General features: G+C 71.7%; 16 protein-coding genes. 7 read left to right on the top strand and 9 right to left on the bottom strand.

The window, feature by feature from the left end:
• Positions 1-2: 2 nt before the first annotated feature.
• Complete coding sequence (locus VGB75_13705) at positions 3-218, top strand: exodeoxyribonuclease VII small subunit (GenBank protein ID HEY0168092.1); 216 nt, start codon at positions 3-5, stop codon at positions 216-218.
• 96 nt (positions 219-314) lie between these two features.
• Here the strand turns inward: VGB75_13705 and VGB75_13700 are convergent, their stop codons facing one another.
• Positions 315-854 (bottom strand): DUF4245 domain-containing protein, encoded by a 540-nt coding sequence (locus VGB75_13700; GenBank protein HEY0168091.1) that lies wholly within the window; start codon positions 852-854, stop codon positions 315-317.
• 250 nt (positions 855-1,104) lie between these two features.
• Between VGB75_13700 and glpX the strand changes: the two genes are divergently transcribed.
• The 4 genes from glpX (at position 1,105) to VGB75_13680 (ending at position 4,882) form a co-directional block, all read left to right on the top strand.
• Positions 1,105-2,121 (top strand): class II fructose-bisphosphatase, encoded by a 1,017-nt coding sequence (glpX, locus tag VGB75_13695; protein HEY0168090.1) that lies wholly within the window; start codon positions 1,105-1,107, stop codon positions 2,119-2,121.
• A gap of 49 nt (positions 2,122-2,170) precedes the next feature.
• Positions 2,171-2,683, top strand: a complete 513-nt coding sequence (locus VGB75_13690) for a YbjQ family protein (GenBank protein HEY0168089.1) — start codon at positions 2,171-2,173, stop codon at positions 2,681-2,683.
• A gap of 121 nt (positions 2,684-2,804) precedes the next feature.
• A complete protein-coding gene (locus VGB75_13685) occupies positions 2,805-4,277 on the top strand; it encodes a class II fumarate hydratase (GenBank protein ID HEY0168088.1) in 1,473 nt (490 codons plus the stop codon).
• Positions 4,278-4,303: 26 nt separating this feature from the next.
• Positions 4,304-4,882 carry a pyridoxamine 5'-phosphate oxidase family protein gene (locus tag VGB75_13680; protein HEY0168087.1) on the top strand — a complete coding sequence of 193 codons (579 nt, stop codon included), beginning with the start codon at positions 4,304-4,306 and terminating at the stop codon, positions 4,880-4,882.
• 27 nt (positions 4,883-4,909) lie between these two features.
• Here the strand turns inward: VGB75_13680 and VGB75_13675 are convergent, their stop codons facing one another.
• The 5 genes from VGB75_13675 to VGB75_13655 all read right to left on the bottom strand — a co-directional run bounded on the left by VGB75_13675 (position 4,910) and on the right by VGB75_13655 (position 11,163).
• On the bottom strand, positions 4,910-6,262 hold the full coding sequence (locus VGB75_13675; GenBank protein HEY0168086.1) for a PhoH family protein: 1,353 nt from the start codon (positions 6,260-6,262) through the stop codon (positions 4,910-4,912).
• Between the two features lie 306 nt (positions 6,263-6,568).
• On the bottom strand, positions 6,569-7,333 hold the full coding sequence (locus tag VGB75_13670; GenBank protein HEY0168085.1) for an isoprenyl transferase: 765 nt from the start codon (positions 7,331-7,333) through the stop codon (positions 6,569-6,571).
• A gap of 467 nt (positions 7,334-7,800) precedes the next feature.
• On the bottom strand, positions 7,801-8,127 hold the full coding sequence (locus VGB75_13665; protein ID HEY0168084.1) for a hypothetical protein: 327 nt from the start codon (positions 8,125-8,127) through the stop codon (positions 7,801-7,803).
• Positions 8,128-8,157: 30 nt separating this feature from the next.
• Positions 8,158-10,131 (bottom strand): thioredoxin domain-containing protein, encoded by a 1,974-nt coding sequence (locus tag VGB75_13660; GenBank protein HEY0168083.1) that lies wholly within the window; start codon positions 10,129-10,131, stop codon positions 8,158-8,160.
• A gap of 117 nt (positions 10,132-10,248) precedes the next feature.
• Positions 10,249-11,163, bottom strand: a complete 915-nt coding sequence (locus tag VGB75_13655) for an aldose 1-epimerase family protein (protein HEY0168082.1) — start codon at positions 11,161-11,163, stop codon at positions 10,249-10,251.
• A 221-nt stretch (positions 11,164-11,384) separates the two neighbouring features.
• Between VGB75_13655 and VGB75_13650 the strand changes: the two genes are divergently transcribed.
• Positions 11,385-13,139 (top strand): DNA polymerase, encoded by a 1,755-nt coding sequence (locus VGB75_13650; protein HEY0168081.1) that lies wholly within the window; start codon positions 11,385-11,387, stop codon positions 13,137-13,139.
• 95 nt (positions 13,140-13,234) lie between these two features.
• Here the strand turns inward: VGB75_13650 and VGB75_13645 are convergent, their stop codons facing one another.
• Positions 13,235-14,077 (bottom strand): alpha/beta hydrolase, encoded by an 843-nt coding sequence (locus VGB75_13645; GenBank protein ID HEY0168080.1) that lies wholly within the window; start codon positions 14,075-14,077, stop codon positions 13,235-13,237.
• A 37-nt stretch (positions 14,078-14,114) separates the two neighbouring features.
• Here VGB75_13645 and VGB75_13640 point away from each other — a divergent pair, with 37 nt between their 5' ends.
• Positions 14,115-14,465: a DUF3817 domain-containing protein gene (locus VGB75_13640; protein ID HEY0168079.1), complete on the top strand. Its 351-nt coding sequence runs from the start codon at positions 14,115-14,117 to the stop codon at positions 14,463-14,465.
• A 26-nt stretch (positions 14,466-14,491) separates the two neighbouring features.
• Here VGB75_13640 and VGB75_13635 read toward each other — a convergent pair whose 3' ends face one another.
• Positions 14,492-15,178 carry an acVLRF1 family peptidyl-tRNA hydrolase gene (locus VGB75_13635; GenBank protein HEY0168078.1) on the bottom strand — a complete coding sequence of 229 codons (687 nt, stop codon included), beginning with the start codon at positions 15,176-15,178 and terminating at the stop codon, positions 14,492-14,494.
• On the bottom strand, positions 15,165-16,466 hold the full coding sequence (locus tag VGB75_13630) for a thymidine phosphorylase (protein HEY0168077.1): 1,302 nt from the start codon (positions 16,464-16,466) through the stop codon (positions 15,165-15,167). Before VGB75_13630 ends, VGB75_13635 begins: the two co-directional genes overlap by 14 nt.

Below are 16,466 nucleotides of genomic sequence, written 5' to 3'. Positions count from 1 at the left end.
CGATGAGCGAGAACCCCGAACCAGAGATCAGCTACGAGACGGCCCGCGCCGAGCTGCGCGACATCGTGCAGGCGCTGGAGAGCGGCGGGCAGCCGCTGGAGGAGTCGTTGTCGTTATGGCAGCGCGGCGAGGAGCTCGCCGGCATCTGCCAGCGCTGGCTCGACGGCGCCCGGGCCCGGCTGGACGCGGCCATCGCGGCCAGCGACGACCACGGCTGATCCCTGCCTGCCAGCAGGGTGTGACGCGCGACCGGCCAGCAGGGTGTGACGCGCGACCGGCCGGCAGGGTCTCATCCCCACGGCTGACGCGCCGGGTCAGCGCAGCGAGCCGGCCAACTCGGCCAGTTCCGGCTGCTCGGCGCTGCCCGTGACGATCACGGTCACCTTGCCGAAGGTGTGCCGCAGCACTCGCCGTCCGTTGGCGGTCCGGTACTGCTGCCAGCTGGCGCCCTCGATGGTGCTCGCGCCGTCAGCGGTCAGCGGTCCGTAGTGAGCAGCCACCGCGTCGGGGGCGTCGGCGCTCTGGAACAGCTCGGCGTACCGGCCGGCCGGGCTGACATAGCCGATCCGAAAGCTCGCGGGCTTGGCCGGGCCGGCCGGCGTCAACTCTGTCGACGTCGGTCGCCAGCGCTCGCCCAGCCCGCTGGGCGCCAGCACCTGCGCGCCCGTCTGCTGCCGAGCCGCCGCGATCGCCGGCGCGGGGTCGATGACGCGCACCCCGTCCGAGCCCTGCTCCTGCGGCCAGTTGACCACCACCAGCAGGCCGGCGATCACCAGCAGCGGGATCAGCGCCCGCCAGAGGTTGGCCGTGGTGCGCAGTCGTTGCCGTTCGGCCGAGTTCAGCGGGCGGGTCACCCCTCCATGGTCACCGGTGCTCTGATCGGGGCGCCAACCGGGTCGCCCACCTCACCCCGCCCGGGCCGGGTGGGCGCCTGTCGAGCCGAGCCGCGCCGCCGTCTCAGATGGGGCGGGCATCCGATGCCGGGTACTAAGGTCTGCATCAGTGAGCCCACCGCTGCCGCGGACGTCGAGAAAGGCCAGCCGAATGACTGCCCCCGCACCGTCCGAGCCCGCATCGTCTGAGTCCAGGCCCGACTCTGCCGGCATGGTCCCGCCCGAACTGGCCGTCAGCCGCCAGGCGCCGGACCGCAACCTCGCGCTGGAGTTGGTCCGGGTCACCGAGGCCGCCGCGATGGCCGCGGCTCGCTGGGTCGGGCGCGGGGACAAGAACGGTGGGGACGGCGCGGCCGTCGACGCGATGCGCACCCTGATCGGCACCGTCTCGATGGACGGCGTGGTCGTCATCGGCGAGGGTGAGAAGGACCAGGCCCCGATGCTCTACAACGGCGAGCGGGTGGGCAACGGCGCCGGCCCGGAGTGCGACGTGGCGGTCGACCCGATCGATGGGACGACCCTGATGGCCAAGGGGATGCCGAACGCGATCGCGGTGATCGCGGTGGCCGAGCGCGGCTCGATGTTCGACCCGTCCGCGGTGTTCTACATGGAGAAGATCGCCACCGGCCCCGAGGCCGCTGACGTCATCGACATCACCGCGCCGGTGGAGGTGAACATCGCCCGGGTCGCCAAGGCCAAGGGCGGCAAGCCCGAGGACGTCACGGTGGTGATCCTGGACCGGCCCCGGCACGCGGACCTGGTGGCAGCCGTGCGGGCCGCCGGCGCCCGGATCAAGTTCATCACCGACGGCGACGTGGCCGGCGCCATCATGGCGGCCCGGGCGGGCACCGGCGTGGACCTGCTGCTGGGCATCGGCGGCACCCCCGAGGGCATCATCGCCGCTGCCGCGATCAGCTGCATGGGCGGCGCGATCCAGGGCCGGCTCTGGCCGCAGAGCCCTGAGGAGCGCGAGAAGGCCCAGGACGCCGGCCATGACCTGTCCCGGGTGCTCACCACCACCGACCTGGTGGCCGGCGAGGACGTCTTCTTCTGCGCCACCGGCATCACCGACGGCGATCTGGTGGCCGGGGTGCGCTATGACCGCGGCGCGGTGGCCACCTCGTCGATCGTGATGCGCTCGAAGTCCGGCACCATCCGGGTGGTGGAGTCGCTGCACCAGCTGTCCAAGCTCCGCGCCTACGCCTCGGTGGACTTCGACCGCAACTAAGCCGCCCACCCCTCTTTCGGCGTCCAGCGGCTCACAGAAAGAAGGAATCATGCTCTGCGTCACCATGAACGACATTCCCGGCTGGGAGATCCAGCGCGTCTGCGGCGAGGTGTTCGGGGTGACCGTGCGCTCGCGCAACGCCTTCTCCCAGATGGGCGCCGGCTTCAAGTCCCTGGTGGGCGGGGAGTTGCAGGGCATGACCCGCAACGTGCTGCAGAGCCGCAACGAGGCGATGACCCGGCTCTTCGCCGAAGCGCAGGCTCGCGGCGGCAACGCCCTGGTCGCGATGCGCTTTGACACCACCGAGCTCGGTGGCAACTGGAGTGAGATCTGCGCCTACGCGACTGCCGTGGTGGCGGTTCCGGTGACCGAGGCCGCCAAGCAGACCGCCTTGCAGCTGGGCTACGGGCAGCCGGGCGGCAACGCCCCCGGTCAGCCGGGGGGCCCGGGTCAGGCAGGACCCGGCCAGGCAGGACCCGGCCAGGCAGGACCCGGCCAGGCCCAGCCGGCCGGTCAGCCGCCGGCGCAGCAGGGCTGGGGTCAGCCTCCGGCCGGTCCGTGACCGCCGAAGAGGGTTAGTCCTGCCACAGCCACCGGCTTGCTGTCGGCCCGGCTGGATAGGCTCTGCGCAAGAGAAGCTGTCACCGCAGTGACGCCCACACCGCAGGGGAGCATCGCCGAAGATGTCCGAGCAGCCCAACCCGAAATCGAGCCCGCAGCCCGCGGCCGCCGCCACCGCGAACCCGCCACCGCAATCCCAGGACTCCTACCGGATCGAGAAGGACTCGATGGGCGAGGTCCGGGTGCCGGCCCAGGCCAGGTGGCGCGCCCAGACCCAGCGGGCGGTGCAGAACTTCCCGATCTCAGGCCAGCCGATCGAGCGTGAGCTGATCGCCGGGCTGGCGTTGATCAAGGGGGCCGGCGCCCGGGTGCGAGCCACCCGAGGCCTGCTTGACCCGGCCAAGGCCGAGGCCATCGCCGCTGCCGCCGCCGAGGTGGCCCGGGGCGACTGGGACGCCGAGTTCCCGATCGACGTCTTTCAGACCGGGTCCGGCACCTCCTCGAACATGAACGCCAACGAGGTGCTGGCCTCGCTGGCCGCTGAGAAGCTCGGTCAGGGCGCGAGCGTGCACCCCAATGACGACGTCAACGACCCGCTGTCCTCCAACGACCAGTTCCCCTCCGCGATCCACGTCGCCGCGACCAAGGGCGTGGTCGGGGACCTGATCCCGGCGCTGGAGCACCTCGCTGCCGCGCTCGAGGCCAAGGCCGCCGAGTTCGCCACCGTGGTCAAGTCCGGCCGGACCCACCTGATGGACGCCACCCCGGTGACGCTGGGCCAGGAGTTCGCCGGTTACGCCGCGCAGGTCCGCTACGGCATCGAGCGGTCGCGGGCGTGCCTGCCCCGCGTCGCCGAGCTGCCGTTGGGCGGCACCGCGGTGGGCACCGGCATCAACGCCCCCGCCGGTTTCGCCGCCGAGGTCATCGCCCTGATCGCCGCCGAGACCGGCTTGCCGCTGACCGAGGCGCGCGACCACTTCGAGGCCCAGGGCGCGCGGGACGGGTTGGTCGAGCTGTCCGGCGCGCTGCGCACCATCGCGGTCAGCCTGAACAAGGTCAGCAACGACATCCGGTGGATGGGCTCGGGCCCCCGGACCGGGCTCACCGAGCTGTTCCTGCCCGACCTGCAGCCCGGCTCCTCGATCATGCCCGGCAAGGTCAACCCGGTGCTGTGCGAGGCGGTCTGCCAGGTCGCGGCCCAGGTCATCGGCAACGACGCGGCGGTGGCCTTCGCAGGCGCGTCGGGCAACTTCGAGCTGAACGTGATGCTGCCGGTGATGGCACGCAACGTGCTCGAGTCGATCCGGCTGATCGCCAACGTCAGCACGGTGTTCGCCGACAAGTGCGTGGCCGGCATCGAGGCCAACGTCGAGCGCTGCCGTGAGTACGCCGAGTCCTCCCCCTCCATCGTCACGCCGCTCAACCACTACGTCGGCTACGACGAGGCGGCCAAGATCGCCAAGCAGTCCCTCGCCGAGCGCAAGACCATTCGCCAGGTCGTGATCGAGCGTGGTCATGTCGAGTCGGGGGCGATCACCGAGGACAAGCTCGACGAGGTGCTCGACGTGCTGTCGATGACCCGCCCCGCCGGCTAGTCCGCAGCGGTCAGGCAGGAGCCCGCATGCACGTCTACGACGGCATCGATGACCGGCTGGCGCAGTGGCTGACGAGCCAGCCGGTCTTCTTCGTGGGCACCGCGCCCTTGGGCGGCGACGGGCACGTCAACGTCTCACCCAAGGGCATGGCCGGCACCTTCGCCGTCTTCGACCGGCGTCGGGTCGGCTACCTGGATTACTACGGCTCGGGCTCAGAGACCATCGCCCACCTGCGTGAGAACGGCCGGATCACGCTGATGTTCGCTGCCTTCGACGGCCGGCCCACCATCGTCCGCCTCTACGGCAAGGGCCGGATCGTGCTGACCCAGGATGAGGAATTCCAGTCGCTGCGGACGGCCTTTCCCAAGCAGCGGGTGGTCGCCCAACGCGCCATCGTGATGGTGGAGCTGGACCGGGTCAGCGACTCCTGCGGTTACGCGGTGCCCCGGATGGACTTCGTCGCCGACCGCACGGTGCTGGATCTGCGCCAGGAGAAGAAAGGCCCCGTGCCCTACCGGGCCTATCCCGAGACCAAGAACGCGCAGTCGATCGACGGCCTGCCCGCGCTGGAAGACCTCGTCGAACGGACCCGACCGCCAGGCTGAGTGGCCCGTCCGCACAGCGGCTGAGACCTAGAGGCTGACGTCCTCCAGCAGCTCGGTTACCAGCGCGGCGATCGGCGAGCGCTCGGACCGGGTCAGCGTGACGTGGGCGAACAGCGGGTGCCCGCGCAGCGCCTCGATCACCGCCGCCACCCCGTCGTGCCGGCCGACCCGCAGGTTGTCCCGCTGCGCGACGTCGTGGGTGAGCACCACCCGCGAGCCCTGCCCGATCCGCGACAGCACCGTCAGCAGCACGTTGCGCTCCAGCGACTGCGCCTCGTCGACGATCACGAAGGAGTCGTGCAGGGAACGGCCGCGGATGTGGGTCAACGGCAGCACCTCGATCATGGCGCGGTCCAGCACCTCTTCCAGGACGTCCTTGCTGACCAGCGCGCCCAGGGTGTCGAACACCGCCTGCGCCCACGGCGCCATCTTCTCGTTCTCGCTGCCTGGCAGGTAGCCCAGATCCTGGCCGCCGACGGCGTACAGCGGCCGGAACACGACCACCTTCTTGTGCGCCCGCCGCTCCATCACCGCGTCCAGCCCCGCGCACAGCGCCAGCGCCGACTTGCCGGTGCCGGCCCGGCCACCGAGGGACACGATGCCGATCTCGGGGTCGAGCAGCAGGTCCAGCGCGATCCGCTGCTCGGCCGAGCGGCCCCGCAGCCCGAAGGCCTCCCGGTCACCGCGCACCAGCTTCAGCTGCTTGTCAGCGGTGACCCGGGCCAGCGCCGAGCCCCGCGCCGAGTGCAGCACCAGGCCGGTGTGGCAGGGCAGCTCGGCGACCCGCAGCAGCTCGTCATTCTCAGCCGCGTCGACCGGGTCGGCGCTGTAGAGCGAGTCGATGACGGCAGTGGACACCTCGATCTCGGCCATTCCGGTCCAGCCCGAGTCCACACCCGGATGCACCCGGTACTCATCGGCCGGCAACCCCACGGCGGCGGCCTTGACCCGCAACGGCATGTCCTTGGACACCAGCACGACGTCGCGGCCCTCCTTGGCCAGGTTCAACGCCACTGCCAGGATCCGCGAGTCGTTGCTCTCCACCCGGAATCCGGCCGGTAGCAGGCCCAGGTCGGAGTGGTTCAGCTCGACGTGCAGGGTGCCGCCGTCCTCGCCGACGGGCACCGGGGCATCGAGTCGGCCGTGCTTGATCCGTAGGTCGTCCAGGGCGCGCAGCGTCTCACGGGCGAACCAGCCCAGCTCCGGATGGTGGCGCTTGCCCTCGAGCTCGCCGATCACCACCAGCGGCAGGACGACCTCGTGCTCGGCGAAGCGGGCCAGCGCTCCGGGATCCGACAGCAGCACCGAGGTGTCCAGGACGAAGGTCTTGACGGCGGGGCCGGCCGGCCCGGTGGCGGTGGTGGCGCGAGCGTGGGTCACATGGGGCTCCTGGGCGCTGCGGCGTCGTAACGAACGCGACACCGTGGACAGGCGTGGCACCAGCGCCTGCCGCTGACGAGGGTTCCGGTCATCCCCCATGATACGGGGGTGATGCCGGCCCCCCGCTGGCTTTTCACCACCTTCAAGGGACCTCCCGGGCGCCGGCCCGAAGGGCCGAACACCTGCTGCGGACGCTACGGCCGCCACTGGCCCCGGGCCTCGCGCCACGCCGTAGCTAGCTGGGCTTCGGGTTGGCCAGCTGAGCATGGGGGGCGGCGCTGCCTCAATTGCCGAGGCGGCGCTGCCTCAATTGCCGAAGCGGCGCTGCCGTTCGGAGAAGTCGCGCAGCGCGCGAAGGAAGTCGGTCTTGCGGAAGTCGGGCCAGAGGGCGTCGCAGAAGTAGAACTCAGAATGCGCCGACTGCCACAGCAGGAATCCGGACAGCCGCTGCTCCCCCGAGGTCCTGATCACCAGGTCGGGGTCGGGCTGGCCCTTGGTGTAGAGGTGCTCGGCGATGTGCTCGACGTCGATGATCTCGGCCAACTCCTCGATGGAGGTGCCGGCCTGCGCCTGGGAGTGCAGCAGCGAGCGGACCGCGTCGGCGATCTCGCGCCGGCCGCCGTAGCCGACTGCCAGGTTGACCATCATGCCGGTCTTGCCGGCCGAGCGTTCGGCGGCGGTCTTGAGCGCCTGCGCGGTGCTGGCCGGCAGGGTGTCCAGAGCGCCCACGACGTTGAGCTGCCAGGGCTGGTCGGCGGCGGCCAACTCGTCGGCGACGTTGGCGATGATGCGCAGCAGCGGGCCGACCTCGGCCGGGTCGCGGTGCAGGTTGTCGGTGGACAGCAGCCACAGCGTGACGTGCTTGACCCCGGCCTCGGCGCACCAGGTCAGCAGGTTGTCGATGTGGCTGGCGCCCACCACGTGGCCGGCGTTGTCCTCGAGCCCGGCGGCCCGAGCCCAGCGCCGGTTGCCGTCGAGCATCACCGCCACGTGGCGAGGAACCGGACGTCCGGCCAGCGCTTTCAGCAGCCGTCGCTCGTAGATCGAGTAGAGGCCGCCACGGACATTCACGACTTGGAAGCCTAGCCCTGTACATGCGGCATGGGTCACCAACTCGCGCGCGCTTCAGACTGCGGCCCGCCTCCGCCTCGCACGCCCGTTCCCAGGTGCGGAGCATGTGCCAGTCAGAATTCCGACCACGTTCTGTAATCGACTAATGACTAGATTGCGTCTTGTGTGGTTTTCGTGAGATGTCCATACTTAACGCACGGGGGAAGCACGAAAGCACGAAAGCACGGGGGAAGCAGTACCAGCAGGGGACGCAGTACCAGCAGGGGGACGCAGTAAAGGCAGTACCAGCAGGGGACGCAGTAAAGGCAGTACCAGCAGGGGACGCAGTACCAGCAAGAACGCAGTAGCACGGGGGCTTGGGATGCTCCGCAGGTGCCGGACGGGACTCCGGCATCTGCGGAGCACCTTTGTATGTGGGGCCCTTTCTCGAGATGGGAGCGCCTTCTCTCCAACACCCGGGTGAGCGGCTAGCGGCTGATCTCCGGGCCATGGTGATCGGGACGCTGATCCACCACCGATTTCCCATCCACTGATAAGTGGTCACCGACCGCGTGATCGTCAGCCAGATAATCGTCGGCCACCTCATCGCCGCCGGAGTCATCGCCGCCGGAGTCATCGGCAGCCGGCTCCCGGTCGAAGATCAACCAGTAGCCGGCGACGACCAGGCACAGCACGCCGAGGATCAGATCGGTCGGCTCGTCGGTCGAGCGGTACTGAAACCCGAAGGCCACCGTGGCGGCCAGGGCGAAGCCGCCTACCAGCCACCGAAAACCGGGCGGCTGGTTTCTCATCATGGGTTCAGGTTAGGCGCTGGACCGGACTGCTCATTCCAGTGCCGCCAGCAGCTCTGCCACGGTGGTGACCGGACGGTCGCACACGAAGCCACGGCACACGTAGGCAGCCGGCTCGCCGGCGACCAGCGGGCGGTTGGCCAGCAGCGGCAGGCCCGGCGCGTCGGGCTTGCCGAAGGCCAGCACCAGCCCCGGCGAGGTGCTGTTGCGGGCGGCCGTCAGCAGGCCGTGGGCGACTGGGCCCGATCCCACGATCGCCACCTGCGACGGCCCGGCGCAAGCCGCCTCAGCCACTGCCAGACTCCAGCCTGCGAACCGGGGCTCGCGCACCGCCAGCTCACCGGCAGCGGCCAGCGCAGTCTCGGCGGCCTCCCGGTGCCGGGTCGAACCGGTGAGGGCGGCGTAGCTGAGCAGGGCGCCGGCCAATGCCGACTGGCCGGACGGCGAGGCGTTGTCAGAGGCGTCCCGGGGCCGGCTGAACAGCGCCTCGGCGTCGTCGGCGGTGTCGTAGAACCCGCCTTCTGCGTCAACGAACCGGGTCAGCGCCACTTCCAGCAACTCCCCGGCCGACTCCAGCCAGCGAGGATCGGCGGTTGCCTGATGCAGGGCCAGCAGCCCCTCGGCCAGGTCGCCGTAGTCCTCAGCGACTCCCATCGCGGCGCTGATCACACCGTCCCTCGACGATCGGTGCAACCGGCCCTCGACCAGGTGGCGTCGCAGCAGGAAATCCGCGCACTCCTGGGCCGCGCCCAGGTAGGCAGGCTGTTCCAGCAACACCCCTGCCTCGGCCAGCGCGGCGATGGCCAGGCCGTTCCAGGCGGTGATCGCCTTGTCGTCGCGGGCCGGTTGCGGGCGCTGATCGCGAGCTGCCAGCAGCCGGGCGCGGATTCCGGACCACCAGGCGCGGTCGCGCGGATCAGCCCGCAGCCGCAGCGTCGAACTACCCAACTCGAAGGTGCCCTGAGCGGTGACGCCGAGCAGGCTGGCAGCGGCCGCGCCGTCGGCCTCACCGAGCACCTCGGTCAGCTGCTCGGGCGTCCAGGCGTAGGTCAGGCCCTCGACGCCCTCGGTGTCGGCGTCCAGCGCCGAGGCGAAGGCGCCCTCGGAGGTGCGCAGGTCGCGCAGCAGGAACTGCGCGGTCTCATGGACGACCCGCTCAGCCAGCGGTGACCGGGTGGCTCGCCACAGGTGCAGGTAGACCCGCAGCAGCTGGGCGTTGTCGTACAGCATCTTCTCAAAGTGCGGCACGATCCATTCGGCGTCGACGGAGTAGCGGGCGAAGCCGCCGGCCAGCTGGTCATAGATGCCCCCGCGCGCCATCGCCTCGCAGGTGCCCGTGACCTGCTCCAGCGACTGCGCCTCGCCGGTGCGGGCGTGATGGCGTAGCAGGAACTCCAGGACCATCGACGGCGGGAACTTCGGCGCCGAGCCGTACCCGCCGTTGGCGTGGTCATAGTGCTGGGCCAGCCGGGACGCGGCCTGATCCAGCTCCGCCGGCCCCAAGGTCTGCGGAGCGCCGGACACCAGCGCCGTCTGCAGCGCCTGCACGATCCGGCCGCTGGTCGCCAGCACCTCGTCCTGCCGCTCGGTCCAGGCCTCGGTGACCGCGTCCAGCAGCCGCAGGAAGCCCTCCTTGGGGAAGTAGGTCCCGCAGAAGAACGGCTCGCCGGACGGGGTCAGCAGGCAGGTCATCGGCCAGCCGCCGTGCCCGGTCATCGCCGCCGTGGCGGCCATGTAGATGGCATCGATGTCCGGCCGCTCCTCGCGGTCGACCTTGATCGACACGAACCGCTCGTTGAGCGCCCCCGCCACCTCGGCGTCCTCGAAGGACTCGTGCGCCATCACATGGCACCAATGGCACGCGGCGTAGCCGACGCTCAGCAGCACCGGGACGTTGCGGCGGCGAGCTTCGGCGAAGGCCTCCTCGCACCAGGGCCACCAGTCGACCGGGTTGCCGGCGTGTTGAGCGAGATATGGGCTTGTGGCATCAGCCAGCCGGTTGGTCACGTCTACTCCCTTGGCGCCGGTTGATACGGGGCCCGCTCCACGCTATGCCAGCCGAGGGCCAGTCCCAACCCGACAGCCCGTCGGATCAGCGCGCGGCAGGCGATCAGCGGGCGCTGTTCAGCCCAACCGCGCCTGGGCGCCCCAGCTGCCGGACCACGCCACTCCCGGTTCCAGCACGATCAGATCCGCGCCGGAGTTGAACGCGTCGGGGGCGCAGGTCATCGCCTCGACGGCGAGGCTGCGGCGAAGGCGGTCCGAGCCAGGCTCGAAGTAGTCCGAGGTGTAGACCTGCCACCAGGTGAAGTCCGCCTCGGCCCAGATCGTCAGAGCGGCCCCTTGGCTGGACAGCACGGCCCTGCTGGTCGCCTCGAAGTCCGGGCTCACCGCGGTGAACGCGGTGTCCAGGCGCAGCCCGCGCAGGGACCGCGGCTCGGTGAAGTCCCACTGCGTCCCGCTCGTCTGGCGCAGCGCCACCGGCGCCAGGTTCGAGTCGGTCTCCAGCCACTGCCCGGCCGGGAGCTGCAGCTCGAGGTCGTCCACCCGGGCGTCGGGCAGCCGGAAGAACGGGTGGGTCGCCACCCCGAACGGAGCAGGCTCGTCACCGGTGTTCAGCGCGCCGAGCCGGCACCGCAGGCCCTCAGCCGACAGCGACCAGGTCACGGTGACCCGCAGCTGGAAGGGGTAACCGGCGCTGGGCGCGATCGGCACGCTGAGCGTGACCGCGTCGGCCTGAACCTCCTCCGGCTGCCACAGCACGTCACTGACCAGGCCGTGCAGTGCCGAGCCGGTGGCCGGCTCGCTGATCGGCAGCTGGTGCTGCCGGCCCCGCCAGGTCCACCGGCCGTTCGGGATCCGGTTGGGCCAGGGCGCCAGGACGGCGCCGTTGAAGGCCGGCGGCCGCTCGTCGTCGGCGAACCCGTCCACCAGGTCGAGGCCGTCCACCAAGTAGCTCTGCAACGCGCCGCCCCGCTGGACGACCGAGGCTCGTTGGGCGCCGTGCTCGAGGTCCCATCGCTGACCGTTGACCGTCATGGCGCGGCGTTTCCTCTCATCGGATGGAGCCAGCTCATCAGGTGGAGTCCTCGAAGGGACTCCACTGACGTCAAACCTAGGCGACGCAGGCGATCGCGCCGCCGGTGACCGTGGCATCGGTGACCGTGGCGCCGGTGACCATGGCGCCGGCGGCCACGACGCCGGTGACCGTGACGCCGGCGGCCCGCGACGTCGGCGGCCTGCTTTGACAGGATGGGCCGGTGCCGCACCCGCTCGAGTCCGCCGACGGGCTGCTGGCCGAGCTGCGCCGCCGGGGCCAGGCCCGGGGCGGGCCTCTCGCGCTCAGCCTGGCGCCCGAGCGAGGCGTGGGAATCGCCGAGCCGACCGGCGGGCAGTGGGCGGTGGCGACCCCGGCGCCGGCCGCCGTGGTGGCCAGGCTGGAGCAGGAGTTCCGGCCGCGCTGGGTGTGGTGGTCCCAGCAGACCCCGATCGAGCTCACCCGCGCCGGCGTCCGGGTGGCGACCTGCTGGGACCTGGTCGCGGTGCACCGGCTGATCTTCGGCGGCTGGGACAGCGACCCGGCGCTGATCTGGGCCGCCCTGCATGATCTGGACCCGGCCTCGACGCCGGGCACCGGCCAGCTCGACCTGTTCGGCGACGCCGGCGACGAGGGTGATGACCCGGAGGAGCCGGTGCGGCCCGATGAGCACCTGCGACCTGAGTGGTCAGGCGGCGGCTGGGCGCGCAGCCCGGCCCGGCTGGCCCGGTGGGCCCAGACAGCGCTGCGGGCCAGCGAGCTGCAACGCCAACGGCTGGCCGCGGCGCCGGCCGCCGGAGACGTGCTGGCCACCGCGCGCTCGGAGTCCGCCGCCGAGCTGCTGTGCGCCGAGCTGACCGTCGACGGCCTGCCGATCGACCTCGCCCGCGCCGAGCAGATCATCGCCTCGTTCGCCGGCCCTCGACCGCGCGACGCCGCCGAGGCCGGCTTGCTGCGCGAGCGCCGGGACAGCGCGGTGCTGCGGCTGCTGCCCAACCCCGACGGGATCGACCTGCGCAACCCGGCGCAGGTCCGCCTCATGCTGGCCCGGGTCGGCATCGACGTTCCCGACACCCGGTCCTGGCGGCTGGAGAGATTCCTGGGCGCCCATCCGGTGGTCGAGGCCCTGCTGGCCTGGCGCAAGGCAGAGCGGATCACCACCACCTTCGGTTACGACTGGCTGGCCCGCAACGTCGGCTCGGACGCCCGGCTGCGGGGCGCCTGGAGCGGTTCGGACGGCGCCGCCGGGCGGATGACGGCTCAGGCGGGGCTGCACAACATGCCTGCCGACCTGCGGCCGGCGGTGGCCGCGACCACCGGCCAGATCTTCGTCCGGGCCGATCTCGGTCAGATCGAGCCCCGGGTGCTCGCCGCGGTCTCCGGTGACCGGGCACTGGCCAAGGCGACCCAGGACGACGACCTGTACGCGCCGGTGGCCAGCCGGCTGGGCGTGGACCGGCCGGTCGCCAAGGTGGCCGTGCTGGCGGCGATGTACGGCCAGACCTCCGGCGCCGCCGGCCAGGCGCTGCGGGGCCTGGAGTCGGCGTACCCGGTGGCGATGCGCTACCTGCGCGAGGCCTATGACGCCGGACGCGCCGGGCGAGCGGTGCGCACCTACGGCGGCCGGCTGGTGCGGATGTGGCCGACCCCGCCTGACCTCGACCCCGACCAGGAGCGGGCCGCCGTCGCCAGCCGTGGACGCTACGCCCGCAACGCGGTGATCCAGGGCGCGGCGGCTGAGCTCTTCAAGGCCTGGGCGGTCACCGTCCGGGCTCGCGGGCTGCCCTGGCAGGCCCAGGTGGTGCTCTGCCTGCACGACGAGTTGCTGGTGCAGGCGCCTGCCGAGCACGGGCCGGCGGTGCGGGGGTTGCTCACCGACTGCCTGCAGGAGGCGGCGGCGCGGTGGGCGCCGGATGACTCGGTGCGCTTCGTCGCCGACGTCAGCGTGATCGGTCGCTGGTCCGAGGCCAAGGACTGACCGACCCTCACCGCATTGTGCGGCCTGAATCCGCGGACTTGTCGCTTCCGATCGCGGATTCAGGCCGCACAAAGCCAATGGAGGCAGGGGCCTGCTCAGGTGGCGGCGATGAAGTCCGACACCACTTGCGTGAACCGCTGCGCCGAGTGGTGGTGCGGCTGGTGGCTGGCGCCGGGAAAGACCTCCAGCGTGCTGTTGCGCAGGTGCGCGTGGGTCTCGTGCGCGTGCGCCACCGGCACCACCGGGTCCCGCTCGGACCAGATGATCAGAGTCGGCAGGTCCAGCCGGACGTCCTCGGACTCCAGCAGCGAACCGCGTTGCCCGAACGGGTCGATCGCCATCTTCAGGGTCTGGAAGAACGCCGTCCGGGCCGGCGGTGAGGCCAGCCCGCGGCCGGCCCGGCCGAGGTTGGCGACCACATCGGGGCTCAGCCGCAGCGAGCGGTGCAGCCGTGGCCGGCGGTAGAGGGCCGCGGTGCGCTGGTTGACCACGAATCGCACCAGGCTGTGCGCGCCGGGCAGCGTGGCGGCCCGCAGCACCGGATGCACCCGGCGTCCCAGGCCGCCGGCTGAGACCAGCACCAGCCGCCGGACCAGCTCGGGCCGCTCATGAGCCAGCTGCATCGCCACCGCGCCGCCGAACGAGTGCCCCACCACGGTCACCTCCCGCGCGTCCAACTCGGTCAGCAGGGCCGCCATGCTGTCGGCGAAGTCGGCGAGCTGATAGCCGTCCTCGGGCTTGTCGGAGTCGCCATGGCCGAGCAGGTCCGGCGCCAGCACCCGGTGGCCACGCTCGGCCAGCTGCTGGGCGGCGCGGGAGAAGGTGGTGCTGTCGGAGACCATTCCGTGGATCAGCAGCACCACCGGCGCGTCGAGGGGGCCCAGATCCTGGTAGGACAGCAGCCTGCCCTGGTGCTCGATCACACCACGGGGGGCCACCGGCTCATGATGCCTCATCCCGCCCTACCCTGAGCCCATGCCCAGCCAGTCGAATCCAGCCACCGCAGCCGCCCCAGCCCGAGCCGGGTACGCCGGGATGCTGGCCCGCGCGTTCCGGGTGACGGCGATCGCCGAGGCGATGTCCTGGCTGCTGCTGATCGTGGCGACGATTGTGAAGTACAGCGCCGACGCCCCGCAGGGCGTGCACGTGCTGGGACCGATCCACGGGGCGCTGTTCACCGGCTACGTGCTGCTGGCCCTGGTGGTGGCCTACCAGGTGCGCTGGAAGGCCCGGACGCTGCTGATCGTGCTGGCCGAGTCGGTGTTGCCGGGCGGCGGCTTCCTGGCGGCCCGCCGGCCGGAGCTGAACCCGCCGCGAGCTCGCTGACCAGCAGCCTGAGCGGCAGGCGCGGTTCAGGGGTGGATCAGCAGGTCGACTGCCAGGAACTGCTCCGGGGTGGCCTGCAGCACCCTGAGGCGCGGGTCTCCGACGGCCAGGAAGGGCGGAGTGCGCAACGGCGCCAGCGGCGCCAGCCGGGGATCGGACAGGGCGGCCTCGACCGCGGCCTTGTCGCCGCCGCAGATCAGCGCGGCCAGCCGGCCGGCCTCGGGCAGCAGGATCCGCACGGCCACCTCGGCCGCTTCGGCGAAGGCATGCCGGGCCTGATTGGCCCGCCGCCGGGCATAGCGCTGCTGTGACCAGCCACCGGCTTTGGTGGTCCCCTGGACGTAGCCCGAACCGACCTTGGACGACACCAGCGTGGTCCCGTCGAACACGCCGGCCGCGTAACCGCCCCGGCGCACCAGCAGCACGCCGATCCGGCGAGGCTGGTTCAGGTGCAGCTGCAGCGAGGTCAGCGGCCGTGACGCGGTGGGCAGCCAGGGCCGAAACGGCACTCCGATCCACACTGTCGAGCCGTCGGCGGCGCTGACCACCACCTGCTCCGGCGAGACGTCGTCGGGGGTCAGCCGGGTCTGCAGGCCGCCGTGCCGGTCGGCGAAGTTGTCCAGCCACTTCGGCAGTCGGGCGGCCGGCACCGTCAGCCGGCGGGCGTCCCGCGGCGCCGGGACCTCTCCAGCGGCCGGCTCAGGCGGTGACACGCTCGATCACCAGCGGCCCGGCGACGAGGTCGGCGGCGTCGCCGATGTCGAAGCCGCCCTCCAGCGCCTGCAGGGCCCGCTCGAACCGGGTCGGGTCGTCGGTGTGCAGCTCCAGCAGCGGTTGCCCGGCCCGCACCGGGTCCCCGGGCTTGGCCAGCAGCACCACGCCCGCCCCGGCCGACACCGGGTCCTCCTTGCGGGCGCGGCCGGCGCCCAGCCGCCAGGCCGCGACACCGACCGCGTAGGCGTCCAGCCGGGTGAGCACCCCGGTGGCCGGGGCGGTGAGCACCTGCTTCTCAGCGGCCACCGGCAGCTCGGCGTCCGGGTCACCGCCCTGAGCGGCGATCATCGCCCGCCACACGTCCATCGCCCGGCCGTCGGCCAGCGCCTCGGCAGGATCGACGCCGGTGATGCCGGCGCCGGCGAGCATCTCCAGCGCCAGTGCCACCGTCAGCTCCACCACGTCGGCAGGTCCGCCACCGGCGAGGACCTCTACCGACTCCCGCACCTCCAGGGCGTTACCGGCGGTCAGCCCGAGCGGCGTGCTCATGTCGGTGAGCAGGGCGACGGTGTGGGTGCCGGCCGCCGTGCCCAGCGCCACCATTGTCTCGGCGAGCCTGCGGGCGTCCTGCGCGTTCTTCATGAACGCCCCGGTGCCGACCTTGACATCGAGCACCAGAGCCGCGGACCCCTCGGCGATCTTCTTGCTCATGATCGAGCTGGCGATCAGCGGAATCGCCTCGACGGTGCCGGTCACGTCGCGCAGGGCGTAGAGCTTCTTGTCAGCCGGCGCCAGCTCATCACCGGCCGCGCAGATCACCGCGCCGACCGAGTCGAGCTGGGCCATGAACTCGGCGTTGGACAGCTTGGCCCGCCAGCCGGGGATCGACTCCAGCTTGTCCAGGGTGCCGCCGGTGTGACCGAGGCCGCGCCCGGACAGCTGTGGCACCGCCGCGCCCAGCGATGCCACCAGCGGCGCCAGCGGCAGGGTGATCTTGTCGCCGACGCCGCCGGTCGAGTGCTTGTCGGTGGTCGGGCGCCGCACCGCCGACAGGTCCAGCCGCTGGCCGGAGGCGATCATCGCCTCGGTCCAGCGGGCCAGCTCGTCTGCCTCCATGCCGTTGAGCAGGATCGCCATCGCCAGCGCCGCCATCTGCTCCTCGGCCACCACGCCCCGGGTGTAGGCGTCGATCACCCAGTCGATCTCAGCGTCGGGAATCCGGCCCCGATCGCGTTTGGCGCGGATCACGCTGACGGCGTCGAAAGGCTCGGGGTGGCTCGATGACAT

Origin of the sequence: Jatrophihabitans sp. (assembly GCA_036399055.1) — a bacterium.
Taxonomy (GTDB): domain Bacteria; phylum Actinomycetota; class Actinomycetes; order Mycobacteriales; family Jatrophihabitantaceae; genus Jatrophihabitans_A.
This window is presented reverse-complemented; position numbering and strand designations above follow the sequence as displayed.